Below are 12,207 nucleotides of genomic sequence, written 5' to 3'. Positions count from 1 at the left end.
TCAACCAAACGGCGAAAATCAAAACAGCCGGTGGTCACGGATGGGAAGGCAGGGATGGGCAAACCTCTTTGGTTCAACGCTCTTTGGTTCAAGCGTCGTTTGTTGATAGCCTCGGTGTCGACGGGGCTGGTGTCGGGCTTGGCCCTTGCAGACCCCGCCGCGGCCGCGCAGGATGAGGAAACCAACGTCCAGAATCTGCCGGCGGTCGAGATCACGGCACCACCGCCGTCGGCCGTGAGGCGCAGTGCGCCAACGCGGCCGGTCGCACGGGTAGGGGCGCCGGCGTCCGCCAGCCCCAGGACGCGCCTTTACGTCTACCCGACCTCACCGGGCACCGGCCGAGGTCTCGACGTCGACAAGGTGCCGTCCGCGATCAATGCGGTCGATGCCAGCCAGATCAGGCGTACCGCCTCGCCGGATATCGCCGTTGCCCTGCAGCAGTACGTGCCTGGTCTCAGCATCAATGAAGTGACGGGCAATCCATTCCAGCCCGATGTGCAGTTTCGCGGCTTCGTCGCTTCACCTCTGGCCGGCACGCCGCAGGGCCTCGCCGTCTACCAGAACGGCGTACGCATCAACGAGGCGTTTTCCGACACTGTTAATTGGGATCTGATCCCGACGGCCGCGATCCGATCGGCGCTGGTCGTGACCAACAATCCGGCATACGGCCTCAATGCCCTCGGCGGTGCCATCGATCTGCAGATGAAGAACGGCTTCACCTATCAAGGGGCCGAGATCGATATCATGGGCGGCTCATTCGGCCGCATCCAGGGCTCCGCACAATGGGGCAAGCAGGTCGACAATAATTGGTCGGTCTACGGAGCGCTCGAAGGCGTTCACGACAATGGTTTCCGCAATTTCTCGCAATCGGATGTCCGGCGCTTCTATGGCGACGTCGGGTATCGTTTCGAAGGCAACGAGTTCCACCTCAATGGCGGCGTCGCCAACAATTCCCTGGCAGGACCCAGCACTGTTCCGGCCGAATTGCTCCAGCAATATTGGGGGGCGACCTACACAACGCCGCAAACCATCTCCAACAAGGTCGGCTATCTCAACCTGACCGGCAAGGTGGAGGCGACGCCGACCTGGACCTTTGAGGGCACGGCGCATGTGCGGAGCTTCAAACAGAGCACCGTGGACGGAAACCCGACCGACGCCCAGGCATGTGCCGATCCAACGCTCCTGTGCTTTGGCAATGATACGGTCCCGGCTTTTGGCCTGAATGGCGTTCAGCTCGCCAATACCTTTGCGCCAGACGCCATCCTCAGCGAGATCGATCGCACCAGCACGAAATCGATCACGTTTGGCGTATCCGGTCAGGCAACCAACACCGACCAGCTGTTCGGTCATGAGAACCGCTTCGTAGTTGGCGCGAGCTATGATGTCAGCAGCACGCGCTTCACCGGCAGCGCTGAATTAGGAACCATAGGCACGAACTATGTCGTCACGGGCAGCGGCATATTCCTGGGTCCCTCCGGTGACCCGACATCGGTTGGTCCCGTGTCGCTTCGCACCGTCAACCAATATCACGGGCTCTATGCGCTCGACACGTTCAACGTGGACGATCGCTTTGCGGTGACGGCAGGCGGGCGATTCAATGCGGCCCGTGTCACGCTGATGGACCAGCTCGGCACCGCACTCAATGGCGATCATACCTATGATCGGCTCAATCCGATCATCGGCGGCACCTACAAGATCACCTCTGAAGTGACTGCCTATGCCGGCTATTCCGAAGCCAACCGGGTGCCCACGCCACTCGAGCTCGGCTGCGCCGATCCGGCGAGGCCATGCATCATCGGGCAGTTTCTGATCGCTGACCCCTCACTGCAGCAAGTCGTATCCAAGACCTTCGAAGCGGGCTTCCGCGGCACCAAGGAATTGAACATCGGCTCGCTCGGCTGGAAAATCGGTGCTTACCGTGCCACCAACTACGACGACATCCTCGCGACCCCAATTCCGGGCCTGACTGGCTTCGGCTTTTTCCAGAACGTCGGCCGGACGCGCAGGCAGGGTATCGAAGCCGAGGTGAGCCTGAAGTCGAATGTGCTTCAGTTCCAGGCGAGCTATGCGTTCCTGGACGCGCGCTTCCTCGACGCGCTGACGCTTGGCTCAGAGAGCCCGTTCGCCGACGCCGGCAACATCCAGGTCCTGCCGGGCAACCACATTCCGCGCCTTCCGAGCCACCTCATCAAGGCCAGCGTCGAATATGCTGTGACCGACGTTTGGAAGGTCGGGGGCGACGCGCTCTTTGTCTCGAGCCAGTATTTCGTCGGCGATGAGTCCAACCAGTTTCCGAAGCTGCCGTCCTACGCCGTGTTCAATCTCCACACCTCTTACCAGATCACCAAGAACCTGCAGATTTACGGTCGCGTCGCCAACATCTTCGACAACCGCTACTCGACCCTTGGCACCTTCTTCGACAGGGAAGCCTTGCCCAACTTCACCAATGGCGGTGCGGAATTCACCGACCCGCGATCGCTGAGCCCGGCAAGGCCGCGCGCGTTCTATGCGGGCATGCGGATGACGTTCTGAGTTCGACACGCAAGCCCGGCCGCCTCTGGAGGGCGAAAGACATCGCCTTTACTCCGCCCAGCCTCGGGCGAGGATCGCCGCTTGCTGCAAGGAAATGCGCCGGACCAGCGGATCTGCATGGCGGTGTACCAGCTGCCAGTCCGTGCTGTCCTTGCGATAGATCTCCGTGACGCGCAGCGACCAGTCCTGGGCATGCAGGCCGCCGACCTCCGCGCGCTGGCGTTCGATCATGACGAGCGCAACGAGCCCGTTCGAGGCATAGGTCTGCAAGACCTCCAGTCCGGTTTCCCCGTTCCTGAAATATTGCGCCAGGTCAGCCAGCCGTTTTGGGCTGCTGTCGAATCCGAAGCTGGCAGGGCCACCGAAGGGCTGCATCAGCGTGAAATCCGGGGCAATCCGGACCAGCTGCGACCAGCGGCCCATGTCGCCACGCATGAAAGCGGCATTCTTCTCGCCGGCGAGCTTGATGAGACCGGCTGTCGCGTCGTCCCCGGCGGCTGCATTGGCCGGAAGCTGACCGGAAGCAGGAATTGCCGCCGCCGCCATCATCATCGAGCGCCTCGACATCCTGTGCGGCGAGTCCTGGTTGTCCGGCGAGCCATGGCCTTTGCTCACCCCTTTCGACCTTCTGATCATTTCGAGGCTCCTGATTGCACGATCTGCGCATTCCATGGGGCCTTGATCTTGATGAATCCAGCGATATGATTTCAGCAATATGCTGAACCAAATTGATCTATCCAGGGTCGAACTGAATCTCCTTGTGCTCTTCCGCGTGGTCCTGGAAGAACGCCATGTCGCGCGCGCGGCCGCGCGACTGAACCTGACGCCGTCCGCTGTCAGCCACGCGCTTGGCCGGCTGCGCCTTGTTTTGAACGACCCGCTGTTCCTGCGAACGCCGAAGGGCGTCGTTCCAACAGAGCGGGCCCTGGAGCTCGACCACCCGATCGCTGAAATCATCGCGCGCGTCGAACAACTGGTTGGCTTGGCTACACCATTCGACCCTGCAAAAAGCCATCGCCGCTTTACGATCGGCGCACCCGATGCTGTTCTCGCCTCGACAACGGGGCAGCTACTCGGTTCGATCGCAAGCAGGGCGCCCCACATCGACATCGGATTGATCCATGTGATGCCCGCGCCCCGCGGCGGCGCGATCGGCGACCCCTGGCACGAGTGCCTCGAGATGCTCGAAAGACGAGAGCTGGACGTCGCGATGCTGCCGCTGCCGGCGGTATCGCCGCGTTTCGAGGCGCGCAGGCTCTACGACGAGGAATTCGTGCTGGCCATGCGCAAGGGACACGCCTTCGCCAGAGCTCCGACACCTGCGGCTTTCTCGCAATCGCAGCATCTGCTGGTGTCTCTCAGCGGTGAGCCACGCGGCTTCGTCGATGAGATGTTGGCAAAGCGCGGTCTCAAGCGCCGCATTGCCTTGACTGTCCCGAACTTTATGATGGCGCTGGTCCAGCTTGCAGGGTCCGAACTGATCGCTGCATTGCCGCGGCGTCTGATGCAGCAGCACGCCGGGCATTTCGGATTGATGTTCGTCGAGCTGCCTTTCGCCCGTAAGCCGGATACGATCTGCGCCATCGCGACCAAGGCTGCGATGAAGGACGCCGGCGTTGCATGGCTGATGGAAGTTGTCTTCGCCTCGGTCGGAGCAGGTCGGAACCGCAATCGGTAGCGCGCGCGCTCAGTTGGGCGGCCCCCAAACGGTTTCCTCCGTCCAGCCCAGATCGGCAAACTCGGATGCCCTCAACGGCGCTTCGGCAGTTGAAAAGAACTCGTCGAGCTGCGGCGGCTTGATGCGCGTTCCCGACAACATCGCATGCGCCTGCCCACGGTGGTGAATCTGATGCTGAATGAGATGCATCAGCAGCCGGTCGCGTCGCTCTATCTGGACACCAGGATCTCGATTGATCCGCACGTCTTCGTTCAACGAGGCGGGTGTCAGAGCATCGCAGACGCCGATGAAGCGCCGGTCCATCGATGCTTGAGCTTCCGAGAGCCCTGCAAGAGCTGGAAATGGGATCGGATCCTCCCAGGCCTTTGGCCCAAGCCATCCGCCCTCGAGCGCATCGACGTAAAAGAGGTCGACGACATAAATGTGGTTCAACGTCCGCTGCAAGCTCGGGAAGAAGCCCGTCCGCTCGACCTCAAATTCGCCTTGGCTCAGCTCGGCGCACGCGCGGAGCAACCGGTGGTTCGCCCAGGCATTGTTGTAGGCGAAGGCGCGATAGGTTTGAACGATCGACATTGCAAACCCCTCGACCTGCTCGGCGCCGCGTTCCTTTACCGATCAGAAACCATAGCAAATGATCTGAAAATTGTAACGAAACGACTTGGCTGTTTCCGGGTAGGTTTGCCGGAGGGCCCGTCCGATGACAGAGCACCAGTTGCGAGAGCGGGAATTCCAGATCGCGCGTTACAGGCTTCTGGAGCGCGAAGTCACCGATCCGCTTGCCGCGTGCCTGCTTCACAGCATCATCGAGGAACTGGAAGCCGAGTTGCGAAGGGACAGACCGGATTCGCACGGGCCGCGCGATTAACCGTTTCTTAGCGCTAATCATGCGGATTATTCGCGAGGGAATGTCAAGGGAGACTGCTCCCATGCTGAAGGACGGCACCTACGCGGCGTGGTACAAGACGCCACTCGACCAGGGTACCGGGATCGTCCATGTCGCAGACGGACAAATCTGGGGCTGCGACAGCCTGATGACCTATCACGGCTCCTGCAAGGTCGATGGAGATCGCTTCACCGCCACCGTGTCGACGAAGCGTCATACCGACGGACGTGCAACGGTCTTCGGCATCGACGACGAGCTCACGCTGGACATCGAGGGAAACTGCCCCGGCAAGGTCGCGACTTACACGGCGAAGGCAGCGCAGATGCCGGGAATGATCCTCCAGGGTACGCTCATTCTCACGGAACAGCAGCCGCCCGCGCGTGAGCGAACCGAGCAGGTAGCCGCGTTCAATCCCGACAAGCTTCCGAAATTGCCCAAGCGCTCGCGCTGATCGAGCGAGCCGGGTCGCTCGGCGTGCCCGGTTCAATGCAGCATCATGTCGGACAAGACTTCGCGTCGCCTGCTTGCCAGGCTGGCGGGATGTCCGCAGCAGAACTCGCAATCACTCGGGACCGCGTTTGTGAACGGACGTATGCGTTCTTGCCATCGATGGTGGAGCGCCGGATCGTTCTATCGATGGTTTCGGACGATCGCTCCTGCATTCGCAGCGCGAAGCTGAAGATCATACCGCCCAACGGCAAGGACCGCGACTTCGTGGTGGATGGTCTGGGCTCGCGAGCCGTGATCAATTCGCTGTTGGCGTGCTTCGATGCGGCTCAGGGCGTGAAGGGCAAAAAGCAGGGCTGGGGGGTAAATCCGGGGCGTTCTTCTGCATTTTTGCATCCGCAAGTCCCGGAACTCCCGCTTTTCAAGCAGCTTCCGACACGCCATTGTGCCGCCGCAACAATCGTCTCAAGGGGCAGTATCAATGTCGGACAAGGTTTCGCGTCGCCAGTTTGCCAAGCTGGCGGGATTGTCCGCAGCCGGTATCGCAAATCCGCTGGAGGCCGCCGAGGTTAAGCCGGCACCGGCGCCGCGAGGCATGGATGGCTTTCCGGCGGGCTTTGTCTGGGGCACGGCGACCTCGTCCTATCAGGTCGAGGGTGCGGTCGACGTCGACGGGCGGGGGGCTTCGATCTGGGACAAGTTCGTGCGCATCCCCGGCAAGATTGAGGACGGCACCACCGGCGATCGCGCCGTCGAGCATTATCAGCGCTACAAGGAGGACATCGCGCTCATCAAGGAGCTCGGCTGCAAGGCCTACCGCTTCTCGGTGGCATGGCCGCGGGTGTTTCCGGACGGCGACGGCAAGCCGAACCCGAAGGGGCTCGACTTCTACAATCGTCTCGTCGACGAGCTCCTCAAGAACGGCATAGAGCCGTGGCTGACGCTTTATCACTGGGACCTGCCGCAATCGCTCCAGGATCGCTTCGGCGGCTGGCGCTCGACCGAGACCTGCAAGATCTTTGGCGACTATGCGGGCTATGTCGCCGAGCGCCTGACCGATCGCGTCAAGAACGTGTTCACGCTGAACGAGAGCGGACGTTTCGTCCAGTTCGGCTATGGCCTCGGCATCGACGCGCCCGGCGTGACGCTGCCGCAAGCCGAGGTCAACCAGGTCAGGCATAACAGCGCGCTCGCGCACGGGCTCGCGGTGCAGGCGGTGCGGGCGCACGGCCGCCGCGGCACCAGGGTCGGGCCGGCCGAGAATATCGACGTCTGCGTTCCCGCAATCGACACGCCCGAGCATGTCCTTGCGGCCGAGATCGCGCTGCGCGAGATGAATGCCGGTTATCTCAACGTCATCATGACCGGCCGGTATACCGACGCCTTCTTGAAATACGCGGGCGCCGATGCGCCGAAATACACCGACGCCGAGCTAAAGATCATCTCCTCGCCGGTCGACTTCCTCGGCCTCAACATCTACGCGCCGCAGAACTATGTGGTGCCGTCCGATCAGGGCGCGGGCTTCATGCCGCTGCCGATCCCGAAATCGTTCCCGCACATGAACTCGAACTGGCTGCGCGTCGCGCCGGAGACGATCTACTGGGTGCCGAAGCTGGCCGCAAAGATCTGGAAGACGGATGCGATCTACATCAGCGAGAACGGCACCTCCGGCGACGACGTGGTGACGCCTGACGGCAAGATCTACGACACCGACCGCATCATGTACCTGCGCAACTATCTCGCGCAGCTCCAGCGCGCCACCGCCGAGGGCGTGCCGGTGCGCGGCTACTTCCTCTGGAGCCTGCTGGACAACTTTGAATGGGTGTTCGGGCTCAACAAGCGTTTCGGGCTCTATCACGTCAATTTCGACACGCAGGTGCGCACGCCAAAGCTCAGCGCGACCTTCTACCGCAACGTGATCGCGAAGAACGCGGCGGGGGCGTAGCTTTCTCTCGCTCTCCCGGATTTTCCGCCGCGCGTAAAATCCGACCTCTTCCCGCAGGCGGGGCGAGGTGACGCAAGATCGCGCGGCCACGGCCGTTTAGCCTGACAGGCCAATCGCTTCGCCGGTATCGCCGCGCCTCATGCGGAACCCGCGTTTCTACTGTGCATGGGGTTGTTTTTCAGTTTTTTGCAAGGAGGCCGCGCGGCACCGCACGTTGACTCCACTCCTCCCCTTATTCAGAAACGACATCAACGCCCATAAACAAGAGGACAACGCCAATGGCTGACGCGCTGATCATCGATGCCTGCCGGACCCCGCGGGGCGTCGGCAAGGCCGGCAAGGGAGCACTCTCGGGCATTCATCCGCAGCAGCTCGGCGCGACCGTGCTGCGCGCGCTCGCCGATCGCACCGGCATCGACACCGCCGATGTCGACGACATCGTCTGGGGCTGCAGCGCGCAGGTCGCGACCCAAAGCGGCGACCTCGGCCGCATGTCGGCGCTCGATGCCGGCTACGACGTGCGCGCCAGCGCGGTGACGCTGGACCGCTTCTGCGGAAGCGGCATCACCAGCGTCAACATGGCGGCGGCCTCGATCATGTCGGGCACCGAAGACCTCGTCATCGCCGGCGGCTGCGAGATGATGTCGATGGAAGGACGCCGCGGCGGCGGTCCGATGATGATGGACTCCGGCAATCTACGGCTTCGTGCACGGCATCCGCAGTCGCATCAGGGCGTCTGCGCCGACGCGATCGCGACGCTGGAAGGCATCACGCGAAGCGACGTCGACGCGCTCGGTCTCGAAAGCCAGAAGCGCGCCGCGCAAGCGATTGCCGGCGGTCACTTCAAGAAGAGCCTCGCGCCCGTGCATCGCGAGGACGGCAGCCTCGCGCTCGACCATGAAGAGTATCCGCGGCCGCAGACCACGATGGAAGGGCTGAGCGCATTGAAGCCCGCATTCCCTGCGATCGCCGACTATGCGCTCGACGACAAGGGCACGACCTATCGCGGCCTGATCCTGCAGAAATATCCGGACCTCAACATCGACTTCATGCATCACGCCGGCAATTCGTCCGGCGTCGTCGACGGTGCCGCCGCGATATTGCTCGCATCGCCCGCTTATGCCAGCGCGCACGGCCTGAAGCCGCGCGCTCGCGTCGTCGCGATGGCCAACATGGGGGACTCGCCGACCCTGATGCTGAACGCGCCGGTGCCGGCCACGCGCAAGGTGCTGGCGAAGGCGGGGCTCTCCATCGACGACATCGACCTGTTCGAGATCAACGAGGCCTTTGCGGTGGTGGCGGAAAAGTACATCCGCGACCTCAAGCTCGACCGCGCCAAGGTCAACGTCAATGGCGGCTCGATCGCACTCGGCCATCCCATCGGCGCCACCGGCTCGATCCTGATCGGCACCGTGCTCGACGAGCTCGAACGGCGCGACCTGAAGCGCGGTCTCGTCACCATGTGCGCCGCCGGCGGCATGGCTCCCGCGGTCATCATCGAGCGCGTCTAGCCTTATTTTTCAGGGTGAATCGCGACCGGCCTCTCACAAAGAGGCCGGTCGTCGCTTGTCGAAAGCAGCGAATCAGCTTTAGCAAGGCGGCGTGCGGGCCTTTGAAACAAGGCAAAAACCGCTGCCGGAGGCTCCTTCCGCTCTGGAAGCCGCTGAAAAGCAGGGTTTTTTGCCTCAGAGGGCCAAAAAAGCCCGTAAAATCGCGACAAAACTGTGCAGAAGGCTCTGGGCCTTCAACGGTTGGTCTAATATGCAACCGGCAACGAATCAGAGGAGACACGATGCCAACCCAAATGTCCAAATCGCAGCTGATCGAAAAGATTGCGACCGCCACCGAGCTTTCCAAGCGCGACGTCAAGAGCGTCATGGAGACGCTGACCGACGTCGGTCACAAGGAGCTCAAGAAGAACGGCCTGTTCCTGGTGCCGGGCTTCGCCAAGTTCGTGGTCATCAAGAAGCCCGCGACCAAGGCGCGCAAGGGTACCAACCCGTTCACGGGTGAAGAGATGATGTTCAAGGCCAAGCCGGCCCGGAAGATCGTCCGCGCCCGCCCGGTCAAGGCCGCCAAGGACGCGGTGGGCTAACAACGCAAAGGCCCCCTCGGCTAGGAGGGGGCCTTTTGTTTGGGGCTGCCGCGAGGGCTTGAGACGGAGGGCTCAACCCTTGCGGCGCTTCACCCGGATCGGAACGGGCTGAAGCCGCGGCCCTGGTGCCGCCAGCGCATCGCGAACCCGGTCGATCGCACGGTCGAGCAGCTGACGCAGCCGCTGCGTCTTCCGCGATCGCCTCGCTTTTTCCAGCAATTTCTTCATCGCCTTCACTCCGCCGCTTCGACCTTGGCATCAGCCGGCTCGAGCGCTGCGGCGATGGCCTCGTCGACGCGCTCCAGCCAGATGAATTCGAGGTTGTCCCGCGCGCTCTTCGGGATGTCGTCGTAGTCCCGCTTGTTGCGCGCCGGCAGCATCACCCGCTTCAATCCGGAGGCGGCCGCAGCCACCACCTTCTCCTTGATGCCGCCGACCGGCAGCACCAGACCGCGCAGCGAGATCTCGCCGGTCATCGCGGTGTCGCTGCGCACCGTGCGATTGGTGAGCAGGGACGTCAACGCCGTGAACATCGCAACGCCCGCGCTCGGTCCGTCCTTCGGGGTTGCGCCCGCCGGCACGTGGACGTGGATGTCGCTCTTCTCGAACACCGACGGATCGATGCCGAGCTGCGTGGCCTTGCTCTTCACCAGCGTCATCGCAGCCTGCACGCTCTCGCGCATGACGTCACCGAGCTGGCCAGTCAGGATCATGCCGCCCCGGCCGGGCACGCGCGAGGCCTCGATGAACAGGATGTCACCGCCGACCGGCGTCCAGGCAAGCCCGGTGGCGACGCCCGGAATGCTGGTGCGCTGCGCGATCTCGCCCTCGAAGCGCGGCTGGCCGAGCACGGTGGCGATGTCCTTCGGGCTCACCACGACCTTGGCAGCCGTGCCCTCGGCGATTTGCACCGCGGCATGGCGGAACACCTTGCCGATCTCGCGCTCGAGGTTGCGCACGCCGGCTTCGCGGGTGTAGCCCTTGACGACCAGCTTCAGCGCCTCCGGCTCGATCTCGGCCTGCTCGGCCGTCAGACCGTTGGCCTCGAGCTGACGCCGCACCAGGTAGCGGCGCGCGATCTCCAGCTTCTCCTCCTCGGTGTAGCCGGCGAGGCTGATCAGCTCCATGCGATCCAACAGCGGGCCCGGAATCTGGTCCAGCATGTTGGCGGTCGCGATGAACACCACGCGCGACAGGTCGAACGGCACGGCCAGATAGTTGTCCCGGAACGTCCCGTTCTGCTCGGGGTCGAGCACCTCCAGCATGGCGGCCGAGGGATCGCCCTGCACGCCACGGCCCATCTTGTCGATCTCGTCCAGCATCATGACGCAGTTCCGCGTACCGGCCTTCTTGATGCCCTGGATGATGTTGCCGGGCAGCGCGCCGATATAGGTGCGCCGGTGACCGCGGATCTCGGCCTCGTCATGCACGCCGCCGAGGCTGACGCGCACGAAGGGGCGATCCATCGCGCGCGCGATGGACTGGCCGAGCGAGGTCTTGCCGACACCGGGCGGGCCGACGAAGCACAGGATCGGCGCCTTGCCATGCGGAGCGAGCTTGCGCACCGCCAGATATTCGATGATCCGGCCCTTGATCTTCTCCAGGCCGAAATGATCGGCATCCAGGATGCGACGCGCTTCCTTGATGTCGATCGGCTTCTCCGCGGGCAGCGCCCAGGGCAGTTCGATCAGCCAGTCGAGATAGGTGCGGACCATGCCGGACTCACCGGCAGCCTCGGGCATGCGCTCGTAGCGGCGCAGCTCCTTCTTGGCGTGCGCCTCCGCTTCCGGCGGCATGTTGGCCTTGGCGATGGCAGCCGTCAGCTCGGCGACCTCGGCCGCCTTGCCGTCGCCTTCGCCGAGCTGGCGCTGGATGGTCGCCATCTGCTCGCGCAGGATCGCCTCGCGCTGCCGCTCGTCGAAGGAGGCCTTGGTCTTCTGGCCGATCTCGTTGGAGATGCGCAGCACCTCCAGCCGTTCGGCCAGGTGCTTCGACACCTTCTCGACGCGCAAGGCGAGGTCGATGGTCTCCAGCACCTCCTGCTTGTCCTGCGGCTTGATGTCCATGAACGAGGTCGCCAGGTCCGCCAGCGCGCCGGGCGCGGTGGTGCTCTGGAACATCGCGACCAGCTCGGGCGGCGCCTGCGGCAGCAGCTCGACCGCCTCGATGGCCTGGCGCTGCAGATTCAGCGCGCGCGCCTCGATCTCGGGCGAGCTCGTGGTCGGCTCGGGGATCTGCTGGAAACGCGCGGCGAGGAACGGCGTCCCCGGCAGGAAGTCGAGGATGCGGGCGCGCTGCACGCCCTGGCAGACGATGTGATGCGTGCCGTCGGGCGCGGTGATGTAGCGCACGATGTTGGCGATGGTCGCGACCCGGTAGAGATCGTCAGGTCCGGGCTCCTCGATCTCGGGGCTGCGCTGCAGGACGATGCCGACCGGCCGCTGCTCGCGCAGCGCCTGCTGCGCGGCGGCGATGGACTTCGCCCGGCCGATCGCGATCGGCGCGATGGCGCCGGGAAACAGCACCATCTCGCGCACCGGGATGACGATCAGCGCGTCTTCGGGAATCTTCACGTCGGAATTATTCTGGGAATTGGTTTGTGCGGTATTCATCTGTTCGGTGGCCAT

Annotated in this window: 12 protein-coding genes; 8 read left to right on the top strand and 4 right to left on the bottom strand. The window is 63.4% G+C overall.

Annotated features, from left to right (window positions below):
* The first annotated feature begins 54 nt into the window (after positions 1-54).
* Positions 55-2,532, top strand: coding sequence for a TonB-dependent receptor (locus tag IVB46_RS36870; protein WP_247303436.1), 2,478 nt, complete (start codon positions 55-57; stop codon positions 2,530-2,532).
* A gap of 48 nt (positions 2,533-2,580) precedes the next feature.
* On the opposite strand, the gene IVB46_RS36865 is transcribed toward IVB46_RS36870, so the two are convergent.
* Positions 2,581-3,168 (bottom strand): DUF4440 domain-containing protein, encoded by a 588-nt coding sequence (locus IVB46_RS36865; protein ID WP_247303434.1) that lies wholly within the window; start codon positions 3,166-3,168, stop codon positions 2,581-2,583.
* 79 nt (positions 3,169-3,247) lie between these two features.
* On the opposite strand from IVB46_RS36865, the gene IVB46_RS36860 reads away from it, so the two are divergent.
* The gene (locus tag IVB46_RS36860; protein ID WP_247303424.1) at positions 3,248-4,210 is read left to right on the top strand and encodes a LysR family transcriptional regulator; all 963 of its coding nucleotides are present in this window, start codon (positions 3,248-3,250) and stop codon (positions 4,208-4,210) included.
* Positions 4,211-4,219: 9 nt separating this feature from the next.
* Here IVB46_RS36860 and IVB46_RS36855 read toward each other — a convergent pair whose 3' ends face one another.
* Positions 4,220-4,783 carry a DinB family protein gene (locus IVB46_RS36855; RefSeq protein WP_247303422.1) on the bottom strand — a complete coding sequence of 188 codons (564 nt, stop codon included), beginning with the start codon at positions 4,781-4,783 and terminating at the stop codon, positions 4,220-4,222.
* A gap of 124 nt (positions 4,784-4,907) precedes the next feature.
* On the opposite strand from IVB46_RS36855, the gene IVB46_RS36850 reads away from it, so the two are divergent.
* From IVB46_RS36850 to IVB46_RS36825, 6 genes are all read left to right on the top strand, one after another.
* A complete protein-coding gene (locus IVB46_RS36850; protein WP_166343176.1) occupies positions 4,908-5,075 on the top strand; it encodes a hypothetical protein in 168 nt (55 codons plus the stop codon).
* 61 nt (positions 5,076-5,136) lie between these two features.
* Positions 5,137-5,544, top strand: coding sequence for a hypothetical protein (locus tag IVB46_RS36845; RefSeq protein ID WP_085405692.1), 408 nt, complete (start codon positions 5,137-5,139; stop codon positions 5,542-5,544).
* A gap of 89 nt (positions 5,545-5,633) precedes the next feature.
* Positions 5,634-6,113 (top strand): hypothetical protein, encoded by a 480-nt coding sequence (locus IVB46_RS36840; protein WP_247303420.1) that lies wholly within the window; start codon positions 5,634-5,636, stop codon positions 6,111-6,113.
* Complete coding sequence (locus tag IVB46_RS36835) at positions 6,022-7,485, top strand: GH1 family beta-glucosidase (protein ID WP_247303418.1); 1,464 nt, start codon at positions 6,022-6,024, stop codon at positions 7,483-7,485. Before IVB46_RS36840 ends, IVB46_RS36835 begins: the two co-directional genes overlap by 92 nt.
* A gap of 278 nt (positions 7,486-7,763) precedes the next feature.
* The gene (locus tag IVB46_RS36830) at positions 7,764-8,996 is read left to right on the top strand and encodes an acetyl-CoA C-acetyltransferase (protein WP_247303416.1); all 1,233 of its coding nucleotides are present in this window, start codon (positions 7,764-7,766) and stop codon (positions 8,994-8,996) included.
* Between the two features lie 281 nt (positions 8,997-9,277).
* Positions 9,278-9,580 (top strand): HU family DNA-binding protein, encoded by a 303-nt coding sequence (locus tag IVB46_RS36825; RefSeq protein ID WP_014493658.1) that lies wholly within the window; start codon positions 9,278-9,280, stop codon positions 9,578-9,580.
* A 72-nt stretch (positions 9,581-9,652) separates the two neighbouring features.
* Here the strand turns inward: IVB46_RS36825 and IVB46_RS36820 are convergent, their stop codons facing one another.
* Both IVB46_RS36820 and lon read right to left on the bottom strand, forming a co-directional pair.
* Entirely contained in the window at positions 9,653-9,817 is a 165-nt protein-coding gene (locus tag IVB46_RS36820) for a hypothetical protein (RefSeq protein WP_247304837.1), read from the bottom strand.
* Positions 9,814-12,207, bottom strand: a complete 2,394-nt coding sequence (lon, locus tag IVB46_RS36815; RefSeq protein ID WP_247303413.1) for an endopeptidase La — start codon at positions 12,205-12,207, stop codon at positions 9,814-9,816. The genes IVB46_RS36820 and lon overlap by 4 nt, the downstream gene beginning before the upstream one ends.

Source organism: Bradyrhizobium sp. 61, assembly GCF_023073075.1.
Taxonomy (GTDB): Bacteria; Pseudomonadota; Alphaproteobacteria; order Rhizobiales; family Xanthobacteraceae; genus Bradyrhizobium; species Bradyrhizobium barranii.
This window is presented reverse-complemented; position numbering and strand designations above follow the sequence as displayed.

What these genes read in the sequence shown, in the direction of transcription:
- IVB46_RS36855 (WP_247303422.1), bottom strand. Translation starts at nt 4,783, where the DNA reads ATGTCGATCGTTCAAACCTATCGCGCCTTCGCCTACAACAATGCCTGG.
- IVB46_RS36860 (WP_247303424.1), top strand. Translation starts at nt 3,248, where the DNA reads ATGCTGAACCAAATTGATCTATCCAGGGTCGAACTGAATCTCCTTGTG.
- IVB46_RS36845 (WP_085405692.1), top strand. Translation starts at nt 5,137, where the DNA reads ATGCTGAAGGACGGCACCTACGCGGCGTGGTACAAGACGCCACTCGAC.
- IVB46_RS36840 (WP_247303420.1), top strand. Translation starts at nt 5,634, where the DNA reads ATGTCCGCAGCAGAACTCGCAATCACTCGGGACCGCGTTTGTGAACGG.
- IVB46_RS36825 (WP_014493658.1), top strand. Translation starts at nt 9,278, where the DNA reads ATGCCAACCCAAATGTCCAAATCGCAGCTGATCGAAAAGATTGCGACC.
- IVB46_RS36870 (WP_247303436.1), top strand. Translation starts at nt 55, where the DNA reads ATGGGCAAACCTCTTTGGTTCAACGCTCTTTGGTTCAAGCGTCGTTTG.
- IVB46_RS36830 (WP_247303416.1), top strand. Translation starts at nt 7,764, where the DNA reads ATGGCTGACGCGCTGATCATCGATGCCTGCCGGACCCCGCGGGGCGTC.
- IVB46_RS36850 (WP_166343176.1), top strand. Translation starts at nt 4,908, where the DNA reads ATGACAGAGCACCAGTTGCGAGAGCGGGAATTCCAGATCGCGCGTTAC.
- IVB46_RS36835 (WP_247303418.1), top strand. Translation starts at nt 6,022, where the DNA reads ATGTCGGACAAGGTTTCGCGTCGCCAGTTTGCCAAGCTGGCGGGATTG.
- IVB46_RS36865 (WP_247303434.1), bottom strand. Translation starts at nt 3,168, where the DNA reads ATGATCAGAAGGTCGAAAGGGGTGAGCAAAGGCCATGGCTCGCCGGAC.
- lon (WP_247303413.1), bottom strand. Translation starts at nt 12,207, where the DNA reads ATGGCCACCGAACAGATGAATACCGCACAAACCAATTCCCAGAATAAT.